General features: G+C 69.9%; 11 protein-coding genes and 1 pseudogene. 7 read left to right on the top strand and 5 right to left on the bottom strand.

Annotated elements, in window-relative coordinates:
- The first annotated feature begins 300 nt into the window (after positions 1-300).
- The 4 genes from ACIBJH_RS36050 (at position 301) to ACIBJH_RS36065 (ending at position 5497) form a co-directional block, all read left to right on the top strand.
- Entirely contained in the window at positions 301-3990 is a 3690-nt protein-coding gene (locus ACIBJH_RS36050; protein ID WP_399121161.1) for an NACHT domain-containing protein, read from the top strand.
- 138 nt (positions 3991-4128) lie between these two features.
- The gene (locus ACIBJH_RS36055) at positions 4129-4554 is read left to right on the top strand and encodes a hypothetical protein (RefSeq protein ID WP_399121162.1); all 426 of its coding nucleotides are present in this window, start codon (positions 4129-4131) and stop codon (positions 4552-4554) included.
- Positions 4555-4671: 117 nt separating this feature from the next.
- Positions 4672-5073 (top strand): hypothetical protein, encoded by a 402-nt coding sequence (locus ACIBJH_RS36060; protein WP_399121163.1) that lies wholly within the window; start codon positions 4672-4674, stop codon positions 5071-5073.
- A gap of 55 nt (positions 5074-5128) precedes the next feature.
- Positions 5129-5497 carry a hypothetical protein gene (locus ACIBJH_RS36065; RefSeq protein ID WP_399121164.1) on the top strand — a complete coding sequence of 123 codons (369 nt, stop codon included), beginning with the start codon at positions 5129-5131 and terminating at the stop codon, positions 5495-5497.
- 54 nt (positions 5498-5551) lie between these two features.
- Here the strand turns inward: ACIBJH_RS36065 and ACIBJH_RS36070 are convergent, their stop codons facing one another.
- The 3 genes from ACIBJH_RS36070 to ACIBJH_RS36080 all read right to left on the bottom strand — a co-directional run bounded on the left by ACIBJH_RS36070 (position 5552) and on the right by ACIBJH_RS36080 (position 10865).
- The gene (locus ACIBJH_RS36070) at positions 5552-8602 is read right to left on the bottom strand and encodes an AfsR/SARP family transcriptional regulator (RefSeq protein ID WP_399121165.1); all 3051 of its coding nucleotides are present in this window, start codon (positions 8600-8602) and stop codon (positions 5552-5554) included.
- 212 nt (positions 8603-8814) lie between these two features.
- Positions 8815-9891 carry a glycoside hydrolase family 19 protein gene (locus ACIBJH_RS36075; RefSeq protein ID WP_399121235.1) on the bottom strand — a complete coding sequence of 359 codons (1077 nt, stop codon included), beginning with the start codon at positions 9889-9891 and terminating at the stop codon, positions 8815-8817.
- Between the two features lie 155 nt (positions 9892-10046).
- Positions 10047-10865: a lectin gene (locus ACIBJH_RS36080; RefSeq protein WP_399121166.1), complete on the bottom strand. Its 819-nt coding sequence runs from the start codon at positions 10863-10865 to the stop codon at positions 10047-10049.
- A gap of 322 nt (positions 10866-11187) precedes the next feature.
- Here ACIBJH_RS36080 and ACIBJH_RS36085 point away from each other — a divergent pair, with 322 nt between their 5' ends.
- Both ACIBJH_RS36085 and ACIBJH_RS36090 read left to right on the top strand, forming a co-directional pair.
- Positions 11188-13239, top strand: a complete 2052-nt coding sequence (locus ACIBJH_RS36085) for a hypothetical protein (RefSeq protein WP_399121167.1) — start codon at positions 11188-11190, stop codon at positions 13237-13239.
- 178 nt (positions 13240-13417) lie between these two features.
- Entirely contained in the window at positions 13418-14872 is a 1455-nt protein-coding gene (locus ACIBJH_RS36090) for a hypothetical protein (protein ID WP_399121236.1), read from the top strand.
- A 50-nt stretch (positions 14873-14922) separates the two neighbouring features.
- Here ACIBJH_RS36090 and ACIBJH_RS36095 read toward each other — a convergent pair whose 3' ends face one another.
- Entirely contained in the window at positions 14923-15450 is a 528-nt protein-coding gene (locus ACIBJH_RS36095) for an STM3941 family protein (RefSeq protein ID WP_399121168.1), read from the bottom strand.
- 446 nt (positions 15451-15896) lie between these two features.
- On the opposite strand from ACIBJH_RS36095, the pseudogene ACIBJH_RS36100 reads away from it, so the two are divergent.
- Positions 15897-16190: pseudogene (locus tag ACIBJH_RS36100) on the top strand (ATP-binding protein); the annotation flags it as partial.
- 56 nt (positions 16191-16246) lie between these two features.
- Here ACIBJH_RS36100 and ACIBJH_RS36105 read toward each other — a convergent pair.
- On the bottom strand, positions 16247-16999 hold the full coding sequence (locus ACIBJH_RS36105; RefSeq protein ID WP_399121169.1) for a GNAT family N-acetyltransferase: 753 nt from the start codon (positions 16997-16999) through the stop codon (positions 16247-16249).
- Between the last annotated feature and the right edge of the window lie 3 nt (positions 17000-17002).

A 17002-nucleotide genomic window follows, 5' to 3' on the forward strand; every position in this document is an offset into this window, starting at 1 on the left:
GCGAGGACTGCGGAGGCCGCCCTCCGGCGTGCGGGCCGGGTGGACCACACCGCGGGCAGCACGACTCCCGCGAACACGGAGAACACCAGGGCGGCCGGCACGAGAGCCGGTACGGGGGCGGTGAACCAGGACATGCGCACTCCTCAAGGAAAGCGGGGGTGTCTCGCATCGACCGTGGCGGACGGCGGACCCGGGTCGGCGATTCGCTGAAAAGTCCCAAAGCAGACGGGAGTTGACGCAGGCCACTGCCTACGCTGCCAGAGATCACACTGATTCAGCGTGAACGGCGGGGGTGGGGGCGTGAGCGCGGAGGAGACCTCGGGGCCGGTAGCGGTCTTCTGCAAATTACTCGGACGCCTGGTACGAGAGCACGGCATCCAGCAGAGCGACCTCGCGCGCGCCGTGAACCGCAGCAACGCCTCCATCTCCATGCTGCTCAACGGGCATCGCACCACCCTGCCTCCCTGGGACGAGGTCGCCCGCATCGTGGAGTACTGCCAGCAACGGGCAACAGCCGCCCGCCCGTTCGGGCTCGACCCGGACCTGGCCTACTGGCGCCGCCGCCACCGCGAGGCGGAGACCGACGCCGACCGGGAGCCACCGCGGCCACGCGCCGCCGAACCGCCCGCACCGCCACCCGCCCGGACCGTCCCCGAGGTGCCCGACGACTTCGTCGGTGCCGTGGACGTCCTCATCGGAGAAAGGGCGGGCTTCGACCGGCTGGCCGCGGAACTACTGGAGCCACTGAAGCTGCAGGGTGCAGTCGTCACCGACCTGAACGCCGTGCTGGAAGGATTCGCCGACCGGGTAGGAGCCAGTTGCGGCACCACCCGAACCGCCCTGCTGCGCGCGGCCGATCTGGTCGTCCTGGTGACGGCGTTCTGCGAGACCGTGGGCGCCTCCGGCATCCGCTACACGACCGAACTCGGACACGAGCAGTCCGATCTCGCCGGCGACGTGGTGGCCGAACTGGAACGCGTCACCCTGGGATCGCAACGGGTGAGGCACCCCGCCGAGCTGCGTGCCGAAATCACCTCGGCCTACGCCTACGCGGCCGACACCGTATGCGACGAGAGCGGCGTGGGCGGCCAACGGCCGGACAAGCTCGCGTACCGCGCCTGGCGCCGCTACGAAGCCCTGCTGACCCACGTGACCTGGGAATGCCCCGAGCTGCGCCTGACCTCCGAGACGCAGGACCCGCCCGAAGCCCTGGACCCGTCCGGGACAGTGGCAGCGGCCGCCTCGTCCCGCCGTGGTCTTGCCGGGTTGTCCCGGCTGTTGGACGCCTTCGCCCGGGACGACGGCGCCCCTGCCCCGGCGCACCAGCAGCAACTCCGTGCTCCGCTGGCCCAGGTCGAGGAGTCTGGCCCGCGCATCCCCGACCTGGAGACCGGCTACATCGACCCGGCCTTTCGCGTGGCCGGCCGCTCGGGTGACCGCGCCCTGGCCCGCGACGACTGGTGGCGGGCCCAGCCGCTGTGGGACGACCTGGAGGACTTCCTCGCAGCCCATCTGCTCACCGAGGACGCCACCCGTGCCCCGCTGCTGATCCTGGGCCATCCCGGGTCCGGCAAGTCGCTGCTGACCAAGCTGATCGCCGCCCGGCTGCCCGCCGCGGAGTTCTTCTGCCAGCGCGTCGAACTGCGCCATCTGCCCGGGGACATGGGCGTCCAGGAACAGCTTGAGGAGGCCGTGCTGCGCTCCACCGGCCGCCGCACGCCCTGGCCCGACGTCACCGACCCGGACGCGGAGGTCGTCAGAGTCGTCCTCCTGGACGGCTTCGACGAACTGCTCCAGGCCGCGGCCGACCACATGGATCCCGCACACCACTTCGCCTATCTGCAGAGCGTGCAGCAGTTCCAGCAGCGGGAGGCCGACCACGCCCGCCCCACCATCGTGACCGTCACCAGCCGCACCGTGGTCGCCGACCAGGCCCTGACCCCGCATCCCAGCACCGTCATCCGCCTGGAACCCTTCGACGCGGACCGCATCCGCGGCTGGCTCCAGGTCTGGAACACCACCAACCGCCGCTACTTCTCCACCCACGCCCTGCGGCCCCTCACCTGGGACGTGGTGCGCCGGCACGAGGAACTCGCCGGCCAGCCGCTGCTGCTGCTCATGCTCGCTCTCTACGACGCCTCGGGCAACGCCCTGCATCTCCTGCACGGTGAGGACATCCAACGACTGGGCCTGTACGAGCGGCTGCTGACCGAGTTCGTCCGCCGCCAGGTGACCAAACACAACGCCCTGCCGCCCGGCACCGAGGCCGACCGCGTCGCCCACGAACTGCAGCGCCTGTCCGTCATCGCGATCGGCATGTTCAACCGCCACCGGCAGGGCATCACCGCAGCCGACGCCGAGAACGACCTGGCCGCCCTGCTCGACACCGCGCCCGCCGACGCGATGCCGCTGCTGTTCGGCCGTTTCTTCTTCATCCACGAAGCCCAGGCCATCGTCACCGGCCACGCACGCCAGGCCTACGAATTCCTGCACGCCACCTTCGGCGAATACCTGCTGACCCGCCTCGTCACCGGCGAACTCCGCCAACTCCTGGCCACCACCGGCCCGGACCACGACCGCCCCGTCGACGACAGCCGACTGTACGCACTGCTCTCCCACGTCCCGCTCACCGACCGGGCCGAAGTCCTACGCAACACCGGCGAACAACTCACCCGCCTCACCCAGGCGGAGCGCGCGCACCTGACCACGCTGCTGACCGGCCTCTTCGACCAGACGCCCGGCGACACCCACCACCGCACCCAGGTGCCGTACCGCCCCGCACCCACCCACCGCACCCGGCAGGACGCCGTCTACAGCGCCAACCTGCTCCTGCTGGCGGTCCTCGCCGACTCCACCCTCCGCGCCTCCACCCTCCTGGGCAGCCGCAACACGGTCGACCGGTGGCGCCGCCACACCCTGCTGTGGCGCTCGCAGTTGAGCGAGGGATCCTGGAACGCCCTCACCCGCACCCTGACCGCGGAGCCCTTCACCGATCCCGCCACCGGCCACGGAGACCTGCGTGTGGCCCTGTCCACCCATCGGCCCGAACAAGAACTCGCCTGGACGGTCAACCTCGCCACCCCGGACGACAGCACGGCACAGACCTTCCAGCATCTCGACGGCGCCGCCCCGGCCGACCTGTACCGGCCGGCGGCCTTCGCCCACGACCTCGGCGCCCAGCACGTGCTGCACGCCGTGGCACCGGTCCTGCACCGGATGCCCGCCGCCCTGGAGACCTACCACGGGGTCGACCGCACCCGCGGCCTCTCCCTCGCCCACGCGCTGATCTCCCTGCTGTACCGGCCCACCGACGATGCCTGGCCGCCCGGCGCCCCCTACGCCGAACTCCTCCTGATGCTGCGGAGCCTGTCCGGCGACGAGCGCCTGGTGGCCGCGGACGTCCTGGGACGCCACCTTCTCCACGCCGCCGCCGACCTGCCCGCGGCCACCGTCGTCGACATCCTCGACCAGCTGACCACCATCAAGTTCACCAGCGCGGGCGGCCTGTCCGCCCCGACCTGGCTGGTCCTCGCCCAGTGTGTCGACGACCTCGTCGGACGTCCGGACGTCCCGCACGACCAACTGGCCCGGATCGCACGCCGCTTCGGCCCCGACGCACCCGCCCTCGATGTCGGCGGCGACCCACTGACCCGGCTGCTCTGCCTGTTCACCGAGGCCCGGACCAGCACCGTGTGGCGCGCCGCCGACCACCCACCGGGCCGGGCCGTGCTCACCGAAGGCAGCACCCTGCTGGAGCGCATCCCCCACCCCAGACCGCCCCAGGCCGTGGTCGGCCTGCTCCGCCTGGCCCGCGACCTCGGCGCCGACGACTGGCTCGCCCGACGCGCCGAGCCGTTGCTGAAGACACTCACCCGTGACGGACTGCAGCGCCTGCGCCCCACCGATGTCGACTGGCTGCGGCCCCTCGTGCACGACGCGACCCTCCTGGACGAACTGAACCTCCTCACCCGCCGCTGGCGACAACAGTGACGGGCCGTCGCCGACCGCGAGGACACCGCCCCGGATCCTCAGCCCGCCGAACGGGCCGCAAGGTTTTCGCAAGGCGACCCCGCCACCATCGAGAGCGCACGACAGGTTCAGGTCGTACGGAAAGGTACTTGCGTGAGAATGCTCAACAGATCGGCCGTCGCTCTCGGGATGAGCACGCTGTTCCTCGCTGTCGGCGCCGCCGGAGTCGCCACCGCCGCTCCCGCGGCACCCAACGCTCCCCAAGTGGCGCTCGGAGGATGCAGCAGTTTCCCGCCCACCCCCTGCGGTGAGGTGCAGAACAACTCGAACCGAACGGTCCGTGTCTCCTTGAACTGGACCTGCACCGCGGACACCGGCAACATCGGCTCGACCTGCCCGAAGGACATCAAGTCCGTTGCCGCGGGCCATCACATCGGCGGCGGCAGCGTCGACGTCGACGCCTTCGAGGTGCCGACCGGCTGCACCTTCGCGTTCGACATCGACGGTCTGAATCTGACCCGGGGCGCGGGCTGGTACAAGTTCTCCAGCCTGAACACCGTCACCATCCACCGGGCCACCTGCTAGGTGCGGTATCGCCTGCCGCCGAGGGAACGGCAGGCGGTACGGCGTGCCTGGGGTGGTGCCTGCTTCAGCGGAATCGGCATCGGAATGTTCAGCATGACGGAGGGAGCCAGCATGATCATGAAGAAGACAGTGGCGGGGTGGGCGGCGTTCGCGGCCGTGAGCGCGGTGGTGGCCAGTGCCCAGCCGGCGGCTGCCGAGGCGACCGTGCACGGATGTGTCTATCCGCGGGTCTGCTTCTACCTGACGGAAGCCCAGTTCACCGCCGGCACTCCCACGGCCGCGTACCAGGACGCGGACTACAACCAGACGCTCGGTTCCAAGAGCAAAGGGGCCGATGTGGTCTACAACTCGCGCAACGACGACACGGTCCTTCTGCGCGTGGGCACCACGAGTATCGCGATCTGCCTGGATCCGAACACCACCCTGTACAACGACGCGACCGTCACGGTGACAGCCATCCGGATCCGGTCCACCCCCGCGAAGTGCAGCGATCTGTTCGAGACGTGGCCGTCGAGTTGATCGTCGAGCGGTTGTCCGAGAGTCGGAGCGACGTACCGAGTGAAGGAGATGCACGGTGAAATTCAGAACGCGGGCTTCGCTGCCGAAAAGGCTGGCCGTGGTCGCCGTATCGGCCTCCGCCGCCCTCATCGGTTTCTCGGCTGTTCCCGCCCAGGCGCTGACCTACAACCTGAGCACGACCGGCGCCGCGGGTTCCGTCACCTATGTCGGGAACGGGGACTGGTCGCTCCACGCCCATGACCCGCTCACCGACGGCCACTGCGCGCGCTTCCAGGTGAAGGAGACGGACAGCGCCAGCTGGCAGTGGTACGGCGACATGGTCTGTACGTCCGCCGACCAGTACGTGACGGGAGCACGCACGTTGTGGTCCGTCCGTATCTGCCGGACGGGGATCGGGAACTGCTCCGCCGCCGTCAAGCTGTGAACCCTTTCGTCAGCAGCAGGCTCGTGCATGCGGTGGTCCGGCATGGTCGCCGGGTCACCGCACGTCGAGCATCTTGCGGATGTCCTGGGCGCGTGGGGAGTTGAGCGCGGTGTAGAGGTCGAGGGCCTTGGACAGATGGTCGGCGACCTTCTCCGGTCGATCGTTGTCCCGGAGGACGGCGGCGGTTCCGAGGTGGGCGCGGGCCTGTTCTTCCTGTTCCTCGATCTCCAGGGCGACTTCCAGCGCCTGGGCGTGCGCTTCGAGCGCCTCGGTGGCCTGACCGAGACCGTTGAGGGCTTCGCCCAGGCCGTTGAGGGCGCCGGTCTCGCCGTAGCGCTCGCCGATGTCGCGGAACGTTCTCAGGGCTTCTCGCTGGTGTTCGGCCGCTTCTTGGTGGCGGCCCAGAGCGCTGAGTGCGTTGCCCAGGTTGGACAGCGCGTGTCCGGTTCCGGCGGGGTTGGTCAGCCGCCGGAACAGTGTCAGTGCCCGCTCGAAGCAGCCTGCTGCCGCCGTGTGGTTGCCCTGTCGCGCCGTGAGGATGCCGAGGTTGCCGAGAGCGCTGGCTTCCCCGAAGGGGTGGTGCGCGGCCCGGTACAACTCAAGGGCCTGCTCGTAGCGTTCGGCCGATGCCGTGAAGTCCTCCAGCAACTCCAGCACGATGCCGAGGTTGTTGAGGACGTCCGCTTCGCCGTGGGCGTCGCCGGCCGAGCGGAAGAGTGCCACCGCCTGCTCGTGGTGTTCCGCCGCCTCCCGGTAGCGTCCGCGCAATTCGAGCAGGACGCCCAGGTTCGTCAGGTGCCGTGCTTCGCCGGCCGGATGGTCGGTCTTGCGGCACAGGGCGAGAGCGGTGTCGTGGAGTCGGCGCGCGCTGTCGTAGTCGCCGAGCCGTCGGTGGACGGCGCCCAGGCAGGCGAGGACGTCCACTTCGCCGCGCGTGTCGCCCGCCGACCGGGCGGCCCGTAGCGCGTGGGTGTGGATGGTGAGGGCGTCCGTGTAGTGCCCCGAGCGCTCGTAGTGGCGGTGCAACGTGGTGGCGATGAGCACCGTGTGTTCGGACGGGCCCGGCTCCTCGGTACGCGAGCACAGTGCCACGAGGGTGGGTTGCGTGGCGGTCAGCCAGGCGCGTGCCTCATCCGCGGTCCGCAGGGGTGGCAGTCCGGTGCCGGAGTGCTCGACGACGGGGCGCAGGTGACGTTCGGCGGGGTAGAGGAGGTCCATCGCGGCCGCGGACGAGGCGAGGCAGTGGTCGAGCAGGCGGGTGAGGGCGGCCCGGTGTTCGGCCGGTGTGTCGTGCCGGGCGGTGAGATCTGCGGCGTAAGCCCGCAGCAGGTCGTGCATGGCGTACCGGCCGACCGGGCTGCGGTTGAGCAGGTGCGCGCGGGCCAGCACGTCCAGGGCCTGTCGTACGGTGTCCACGGGCTCGTCGGCCAGTGCGGCGGCCGAGTGGGCGTCGACGTCGGGTCCGGGGTGCAGTCCGAGGAGCCTGAAGAGGCGGGCGGGCAGCTCGGCGAGGCGGGCGTAGGACCAGGAGAAGACGGCGCGGACGGCGGCGCGGGGATCGTCGCCCAGGTCCAGCAGGTCCAACCGCCGCTGGTGGTCCGCGAGTTCGGCCACCAGGCGGTCCAGTGTCTCGGTGGGCCTGGACAGGACCAACTGCGCCGCCACCCTGAGGGCCAGCGGCAACCGCGCGCACTGTTCCGCCAGATCCATGGCGGCGGGGCGCTCCGCCTCCATCCGCTCACCGATCAGCGCCCGCAGCAGCTTGAGGGCATCGGAACGGGAGAGCGCGTCGAGCACCACGGGGTGTGCCCCGTGCACCGCCATGAGCCCGCTCAGCGAGTCCCGGCTGGTGATCAGTACCCGGCAGCGGGGGTTGCCCGGCAGCAGATGCCTGACCTGGGCGGTGGAGGCGGCGTTGTCGAGGATCACCAGCAGCCGACGTCCGTCGAGGGCCGTGCGGTAGCGCGCCGCCCGGTCCTCCAGACGCAGCGGGATCTCCGGCCGGGGCACACCGAGAGCCGTCAGGAAGCCGGTCAGTGCCTGGGCGGCGGAGACCGGTTGGTGGGGGTCATAGCCCCTGAGGTCGACGTACAGCTGTCCGTCGGGGAAGGCCTCCCGTGACCGGTGCGCCCAGTGCACCGCGAGCGCGGTCTTGCCGACGCCCGCGGTGCCCAGGACGGCGGATACGGTCGCTTCGGTGTCGCCCGCGGCACCGCCTTCGTCGAGCAGGACCCGGGTCAGGGCGGAGAGTTGGTCGTCCCGTCCGGTGAAGGGCCGGATGTCCATGGGCAGTTGGGCCGGAACGGGAGCCGCGGCGGGTGGAGCGGCCGGTCGCGGCCTCGCCGGGGTGACGGCGGACAACTCCTCGTACACCGACCGCAGTTCGGGTCCGGGCGCCAGGCCCAGCTCGTCGGCCAGTTGCTCGCGGATCCTGGTGTAGACGTGCAGCGCGTCCGTACTTGAGCCGGTGGCCGCCAGCGCGCGCATCAACGCCATGGCCAGCGGCTCGGACAGCGGATGTTCGGCCAGCAGGGGCCGCAACAGCTCCGGCACCCTTTCCGAACCGCCCTGCCGCAGCGAGCCCTGTGCCCAGGCGCATGCCGCCTCGATCCGCTCCTGCCCCCAGGCCGCCCGGATGCGCTCCGCCCAGGCTCCGGGCAGTCCCGCCAACGCGGGGCCCTGCCACAGGCGCAGCGCCTGTTCGAGGAACTCCGCACGTTCCGTGTCGGAGCAGGCCGGCTTTCGCCCGCGGGCCACGAGCCGGCGGAACTGCGTCAGGTCGACGGCGTCGTCGTCCGCCTTCAGCAGGTATCCGCCGGACACCTTCCCGATGTGGATCGACGGGCGGCGCGCCCCCGTGCCGCTCTCCTCGGCCGCGGCATCGTCCAACAGCCGCCGCAGACGGCTGACATGGGAGTAGACCACCGAGCGCGCGCCGTTGGGCGGATCGCCGTCCCAGAGCCGGTCGATGAGCGTTTCGACAGCCACGGGCCGTCCGGCGTCGGCCGCCAGCGCGGCCAGGATCACCCGCCTGCGCGGCTGTCCCGGATCCCGCTCGCCGTGTGCGACGCGCAGATGCATCGGCCCGAGCAGAAGGAGCTTCAAAAACCCTCCATCACAAAATTTTCGCAAGACGGATCCTAGATCCTCACATGCTGGGTCGCCAGGCGGATATCCGACCCAACTGCCGTACGTGCACGGGGCATTGACGACGCGACAGAAAGTGACGCGACGCAGTCCTCCGCGTGGGCATGGCGAGGCGGGGGCCGGTTCGGTGCTGAACCGGCCCCCGCACCAGGTGTGTCAGTGGACGTACGTCAGCAGTAAAGGTTGCTGCCGGGGCTGACGCCGAGGATGGAGGTGAAGCGGTTGTAGGCGTCGACGCGGCTCTGGACCTGCGCGGGGTTGCGGCCGTCGCATTCCAGGGAGCCGTTGATGGAGCGGATGGTCTGGCCGAAGCCGGCGCCGTTGACCATGGCGTTGTGCGGGGTCATCGTGCCCGGGCCGGACTGGGTGTTCCAGTACCACAGGCCGGTCTTCCAGGCGACGGCCGAGTCGTTCTGCACCAGCCAGGGGTTGTTGAGGAGGTCGATGCCCAACGCGTCGCCCGCGGCCTTGTAGTTGAAGTTCCAGGACAGCTGGATGGGGCCGCGGCCGTAGTAGGCGGCCTGTCCGGCGGGGCAGCCGTAGGACTGGCTCCAGTCGCAGTACGTAGGGTAGTTGGCGGTGTTCTGTTCGACGACGTAGACCAGTCCGCCGGTCTCGTGGCTGACGTTGGCGAGGAAGGCGGCGGCCTCCTGCTTCTTGACCGTGTCCGAGCCGGTGTTGGCGAAGCCGGGGTACGCGGACAGGGCGGCGGTCAGGCCCTGGTACGTGTAGAAGCCGTTCCGGCTCGGGAACATCTGGTTGAACTGGGCCTCGCTGACGACGAAACCGGACGGGGTCGTGCCGCCGCCGCTCGCCGGGGCGTTCCACTTCTGGTTGGCGCCGCCCGAGCAGGTCCAGATCTGGAGCCGGGTGCCGTTGGCCGAGTTGTTGCCGGTGACGTCCAGGCACTTGTTGGCCTGCGGGTTGACGATGTCGTTGGCGGAACTGACGGCCCACTTCTGGGCGGCGCTGCCGTTGCAGTCGTAGAGCTGGACCGTCGTGCCGTCCGCCGTGCCGCCGGAGGTCACGTCCAGACACTTGCCGAGCGCGCGCAGTGTTCCGTCACCGGAGTTGGACCAGGTCTGGGCACTGGTGCCGTTGCAGTCGTAGAGCTGTACGGCGGTCCCGTTGGCGGTGTTCGCCCCGGCGACGTCGACGCACTTGCCGGCCAGACCGGTGATCCGGCCGTCCGCAGCGCGGGCGGGGGAGATGGTGAACAGGGCGGACAGGGCCGCGGCGAGCAGCATGACGAGGGTCAGTCTGCTCAGGGCCGTGAGTCCCCGGAGACTTGGTGTGGAGTGGGGGGTGACCATGGGGTCTTTGCTCCTGTGGTTGAGAGGCGGGCGAGAGCGGTCGGTCGGCCTGTGTCGGCCGGCCTGGTGAGCCGGGCGTGCCGCGGTCGTCAGCCCAGAACCGTCTGGGTGACGACGATGTGTCCGGCGTCCGGGTCGAGGACGCCGCCGAGGCGGCTGAAGGCACCGTCGGTCAGATCGAGGCACTTCGGTTCCTGCGGGGTCTGGGCGAACGTCCCGCGGTCATTGATCCGTACGGTGAGGGAGCGGTCGTTGGCGACATTGGTGACCTGGACCCGCGTACCGAAAGGCAGTTGGGGCTGGCGCGTGAGCGAGGTGGCCGCCGTGTCCGCGTTGTTGTCGAACACCTCGCCGCTGGCCGTGAGGGCACCGGCGGGCTGGGGACCGTAGTGGGTGGCCCAGCACTGTTCCCCGGACTGCTGTGCGGGGGCGTTCCACTTCTGGTTGGCGCCGCCCGAGCAGGTCCAGATCTGGAGCCGGGTGCCGTTGGCGGAGTTGTTGCCGGTGACGTCCAGGCACTTGTTCGAGGCCGGGTTGACGATGTCGTTGGCGGAGGTGACGGTCCACTGCTGGTTCGTGCCGCCGGTGCAGGTCCAGAGCTGGATCTTGGCGCCGTCGGCGGTCGAACCGCCCGTGACGTCCAGGCATTTGCCCAGCGCGCGGACGGTGTTGTCCGTACCGACCGTCCACTGCTGGGCGCCGGTGCCGTTGCAGTCGTAGAGCTGGACCGGTGTGCCGTCGGTGGAGGCGGCTCCGGCGACGTCGAGGCACTTGCCGGCGAGGCCGGTGATCGCCCCGGTCGCCGCGGCTGCCGGTGCCGCGGTGAGGAGGCCGAGCAGCAGGGCCAGCAGGGCGAGGACCGGGGTGCCGCGTAACGCGATGCGGGGGAGGGGGGAACGAGTGGTCATGGGGGTGTCGGGGCCCTTTCGAGCGGTTCGGCGCACGCGGAAGAGGGCGCACGTCTCAACTGGGCGTGAGCCAAAGGGAGTTGACCACTCGAAGGTAAAAGTCTAGACCAGCTTGGTCAAGGTGTGTGCATGACAGTGCTGGTCGGTGCCGTGCCCGTGGTGCCGGAACCGTGGCCGGCGCCTTGCCCCCCGGCGCGACCGGCTAACCAGAAGTAAATTACTGGTAGCCGTCAGGCGTACAACCCTTCACTCCTGCCTCGCGTCGAACTGGCGTGCAACGGCGCCGCCGTCGCGGGAAGTCCTGTGGGGGGATCCCTTGTCCATGATGGTTCGTTGGTTGTGTGCTGCCCTGCGTGTGCGGGCGAAGGCCGACCTGCTGCTGGTGTTCCTGTTCGCCGCCGGCTTCGCCGCGCTGCCCGTCTTCGCACTGCTGCCGTCCCTGTGGGGCTTCACCGTCGCGTCCGCCGTGAGCTACGGCGTGGACGAGGCCCTGCATGTCCGGGCACCCCAGTTCGTCCGCCGGCTCGCGGCACTGCAGCTCGACCGCACCCTGCGGTTCGCCTTCCGAACGCTGATGCTGCTCGCCCTGGCCGACCGGACGGGGGCCCCGGACCGGGTGCTGGTCGCCGGACTCGCCGTCTTCGGCGCCCACTTCACGCTGGTGATGCTGTACTCGGCGGTGCATCACGCGATCAGCCGTCGGCGCGTGCTGCCGGTGGCCGTGCGCAACCTCGACATGAGCGGGTCCGGCATCGAGAAGCCCCCGCCCGCCTATCTCTACCGGCGTTTCCTGCGCAAACTGCTGCACCTGGACCTGCCCGCCCACGTGGGACTGCTGGTGGCGCTCGCGGCCGGGACCTGGTACCCGGCCGTGATCGGCTACGCGCTGACGGCCGCGTCCGCGCTGGCCGCCGTAGTGGCTCTGCTGATCGCGTTCCGCCGGGCCCGCCGCATGCCGGCGAAGGCCGAGGTGATCGCCGAGGTCAACCGGCAACTGGCCGCCTACCGACCCGAGGTGGCCCTGTACTTCAGCTTCGCGGCGGTCTCCCGGGACTTCATGTACCAGGTCAACATGTGGATCGAGACACTGGAGCAGCTCGATCGACGCCCGCTGATCATCCTGCGTGAGCAGGCCTCGTTCCGCTACCTCAGCCGCACCTGGATCCCGGTCCTGTGCGTGCCCAAGGCCGACGACCTGGCCGAGCTGGAACTGCCGGACGTCCGGGTCGTCCTGTACCCGGGCAACGCCGGCAAGAACGTGCACATGCTGCGCGTCGCCGAGGCCAAGCACGTCTTCATCGGCCACGGCGACAGCGACAAGCTCGCCAGCAGCAACCGTGTCAGCAAGGTGTACGACGAGATCTGGGTGGCCGGACGGGCCGGGCGCGACCGCTACCAGCGGGTCCGGCACGCCATCAGCGACGGAGCGATCGTCGAGGTCGGGCGCCCGCAACTGTCGTCGATACGGCTGCACGCCGACCACGTGCCGGGCTCACTGCCGGTCGTGCTGTACGCCCCCACCTGGGAAGGATGGAGCGACGACGACTGCCACACCTCCCTCATCCCGATGGGCGTGCCCCTGATCGAGAAACTCCTCGCTCAGAACGTACGGATCATCTACAAGCCGCACCCGCTCACAGGCCGCCGCTCTCCCGAAGCGGCTGCCGCGGACCGGGCCGTCCGTGAACTCCTGAGCAACGACAACGAGCGACGCGAGTCCGCGCACACGAAGCACACGCAGCACACGCAGGCGCGGGCCGCACTCGCCGTCGGGACGAGACTGCGGGAAATCCGGTCCCGGATCGACGAGTTGGCCGGACGGCACAGTGGCGACCCCACCCAGCAGACCCGCGACTCACGGGTCCCCGACCGCGGCGACACGGCCGAGTGGCCCGCCCTGCACAGCGAGTGGCACCGGCTCTTCTGGGAGAGCCACGGGCCGGTCCACCACCATGTGATCCTCGGACAACTGCCCACACTGTACGAATGCTTCAACCAGGCGGACCTGCTCATCAGCGACGTCTCCTCGGTGGTCGCCGACTTCGTCGCCAGCCTCAAGCCCTATGTCCTGACCAACGCACACGACCTGCCCGACGACGACTTCCGCGCCGCCTACACCACCGCCGGCGGCGCCTACCTCCTCGACCGCGCCTGCACCCGGCTGCCGGAGATCCTCCGCTCGGTCCGCGAGCCGCGCCACGATCCGATGGCACCGCTCCGCCACGACTTCAAGGAGTACGTCCTGGGCGCCGACCGGCCCAGCTCCATGGAGCGCTTCAACACCGCCGTCGACACTCTGGCCGACCGGGCCGCGGCGGAAGGGGGCGAACACCTGGCGGACGGAGATCAGCACACCGTCAGGGAGTTGGCGTAGTTGCATGACGTCCGGTTCGTGATGGCGGACCGGACGGTGCGGGATGCCGCGGGCGGGGCGGGCGAACACTATGAACGCAATGATCGACGGCTGGTCCCCGCATGCGGCGCTTCCTAACATCACGGTTCGCAGCGCAACTTTGCACAGCGAATTCATAGGAGCCGCTCCCGTGACAACAATTGACGCGCCCGTGCCGGTACGCCGACGGCTCCCGACCCCTCGCCACCGTCGGGCACTGCTGGCCGTCGGCGTGGCCGCGACGCTCTTCGGCACGCTCGGCAACGCCCCCGCGCCCACGGCAGAGACCGCGCGGCCGACAGTGGCCGCCTGCCCGCCCAGCCTGGTCGGGCAGGCGACGTGTTACACCGGCCAGGACAGCAACGGGGCGTACTACGCGATGGCCGTCCCGACGCACTGGAACGGATCCCTCGTGGTGCACGCGCACGGCGGACCCGATCTCGGCGACGTCTCGGACCCGGCACGCAGCACCGACGACCTGGGACGTTGGGCGGTGATGGTCAAGGAGGGGTACGCCTGGGCCGGTTCGTCCTACCGCCGCGGTGGCTACGGCACCCGGATGGCCGCCGCCGACACCGAGAACGTGCGCCGACTCTTCGTCTCGGAGTTCGGCAAGCCCAGGCGCACCTACGTGCACGGCCAGTCCTGGGGCGGCGACGTCGCCGCCAAGGTCGCGGAGACCTACGGCAGACGCCCCGGCGCCTACGACGGCGCGCTGCTGACGAGCGGAGTCCTCGGCGGCGGTTCGCGCGGCTACGACTACCGGGTCGACCTGCGGGTGGTCTACCAGTACTACTGCCACAACCACCCCCGTCCGACGGAGCCGCAGTACCCGCTGTGGCAGGGGCTTCGCGCGGACTCCACCATGACGAGCAGCGGACTCCGCGCCCGCCTGCAGGAGTGCACCGGGTTCTCCTCCACCCCCGCGGAGCGCACGGCCCTCCAACAGCGCAACCTCGACGACATCCTCGCCGTCACCCGCATCCCGGAGCGCTCGCTGGAGTCACATCTGCGGTTCGCGACCTTCACGTTTCGGGACATCGTGTCGACCCGGCTCGGCGGCCGCAATCCCTTCAGCAACCAGGGCGTGCGATACACGGGTTCACACGACGACAAGGCGCTCAACGCGGGTGTCGAACGGTTCTCCGCCGACCCCACCGCGCGCCGCGACCTCTCCTACGACAGCGACCTGACGGGCAAGGTCTCCATCCCCGTCCTCACCCTGCACGCGATCGACGACCCGACCGCCTTCGTCGAGCACGAAGCGGCCTACCGCGCCACTCTCCAAGGCGCGGGCAGGGGCGGCAACCTCGTCCAGACCTTCACGAAGGAGACCGAGCACAGTGCGCTGAGCGACTCGGAGTACGCCGACTCCATCGCGGCGCTCGACGCCTGGGTGCGCCATGGACACAAGCCGACCGCGCGCTCGATCGCGGCTTCCTGCGCGGCCTTCGACCAGAGGTACGGCACCGGCTGCCTCTACGACCCGGCCTTCCACCCCGCGCCGTACGCCTCACGCATCCGGCCGAGGCCCGGCGGACTCACCTGGCCCGCCATGACCGCGAAGCAGGAGCGGGCGTGGAGCCGGATCGACGGCGTGGGTATCGCTCCCTGACCACGACTGCACGAGGTCCGTCCCGCCGGACCTGTCGGCGGCGGAGGTGCTCAGTGCTGTACCGCGAGTCCGGGGCAGTGACGCCGCATCGCGTCCAGGATCGTCTCGGGCGGTACCGGCAAGGTGTTCGTGGCCATGACGGCCGGACCGAAACCGAGTCGGGCGTTCATGGACGCGGTGCTGCGGACGAGCTTGGGCGCTCGGGCCAGATAGGCATCCGGATCGTGCAGTACGAGTTCGATGAACCGCTGCGAGGCGTTGCGTACTCGCTGTTCGCGTATCCGTACGGCGGCTATCTCGTCCCAGCGGAACCGGCCCAGTCTCTCGTGGTCCACCCCGGTGTCGTCCAGCATCAACTCCGGCCGGTCTCGGCGCAGACGCTGAACGATGATCACCGAGCACAACCCGAAGAAGGGCACGGCCACTGCCCCCGCCGCAGTCATCTTCACGGTGCTGTGGGCGATCAGGAAACCAACGCCCAGACCGACGAAGACGAGAGAGCCGGCGAGCATGGCCCACACACGTCCCTTGGCGAGGGGGTAGACCGTCGGGGGCAGTGGAACGCCGTTGTTGATCACGAGGTCAGACGATAGGACGAGAGCCCTCGTCGGCGAAAGCCTTTTCGTGGACCAGGGGCGGCCACGGCCGGTACCTCGTTGTGGTCGGCGTTTTCGCCGGGGGGTCTCCGATGGCGCTGCTGTTGTCGGTGAAGTTCAGCCGACTGTTCGGCGATGGGGGAACTGACGGGCGCCTGCCACTGTGCGCGGCCCTCCGCCTTCGCCCTGAGCGGAGTCCCCGGCGGAAGTCTCGGGCTCACGCGTCGCCCCTGACCCACAGGGCACCCGGCGGTCTCACGAGCAGCGACGTTGTCCGCAAGATGGCCGACGGGGACGCAGTGGGCGCCAATGGCGCCGCTCTGCTCCACCGGGAAGGCGCCCGCGCCTTCCCGGTGTCCTCCGCGACCCGCCGGATCGCAGGGGAGTGGCAGTTCTGTCTGCTGATGATTGGCTATTGCGGGTTCTTGATCGAGGCGACCGGCTTTCCACGCGAGAAATCGATCCGGCAGTTCGAGTTCGACGCGAACCCCGCCATCGACCCGGTCGCCATCCACACCCTGGCCTCGTGCGACTGGGTCAAGAAGGGCCTGCCGCTGTGTTTGATCGGCGACAGTGCAACCGGCAAGTCCCATCTGCTTGTCGTGCCGGCCAAGACCATCGCCTGCTACGACCGCGTTGGCCTTCTCTGTATTGACGAACCAGCGGAGCTGCCGTCCCAGCTATTGACGGAGCGTGAGGAGAGGAACGGCGTGGCGGCCGCGGACGCCGGTTGACGAAGACGTGGGGCGGGTCGCGGTGTCCTCGCGCCCGCCCTCGCCTACCGCAGGGAGATATTGAGCTTCTCGCCAACGGTTCGGTAGCCGATCCGGGCGTAGATCCTCTGGATGCCCGGATCGCCCGGCTCCAGCCACACCGTCCGGCAGCCTCGGTCGAGGACTGCGGCGGTCAGGTAGGCGGAGAGCATCGCGCCGATACCGCGCCGCCGGGAGTTCTCGGCGACCGCGAGGCCGGCCAATTCGCTCAAGCCGTCCACCGGCGAAGAGCAGACACCCGCGCCGACCGCGGTGCCGTCGTCAGCGCTGGCCAGGGCGACCACGCCGCCGCCCGCCACGGTGTCGCGCAGCCAGGCGGTCTGACCCGTTGTCGGCTCACCCGGATGTCCGTACCCGGCGTGCTGCACCGTCGCGGTGGCAAGGAGCCCGGCGTCGTCGGTCGGCTCAGTGATCAGGACATCGGCCGACGCTCTGGGGGTGATGAGTGTTTCAGCTGAGCAGACCATGACCGCGGCACGGTTCTCGGCCGTGAACCCCGCCGCGAGCAGGGCCGGTTCGACCTGCGGCGCGCAGCTGGGCAGGTACTCCAGACGCGGCACCCGATCCAGCGTGCGAAACGTGCTGACAAGGGCGCTGATCTCGCTCGCGGTCGGCGTGGCCCCGTCATCCGGGATCGCGTAGTTGGCGAAGGGGCTCGACCAGTCTCGGTCATGGCGCACCACGAACGGACCGCTCCGCAGATGGCCGTCGGAACGCAGGGCGCGCGTGCGCGCATGGTTTTGGACGTCGAAGTCCATAGG

The organism is Streptomyces sp. NPDC050548 (assembly GCF_044457385.1).
Classification (GTDB): Bacteria; Actinomycetota; Actinomycetes; order Streptomycetales; family Streptomycetaceae; genus Streptomyces.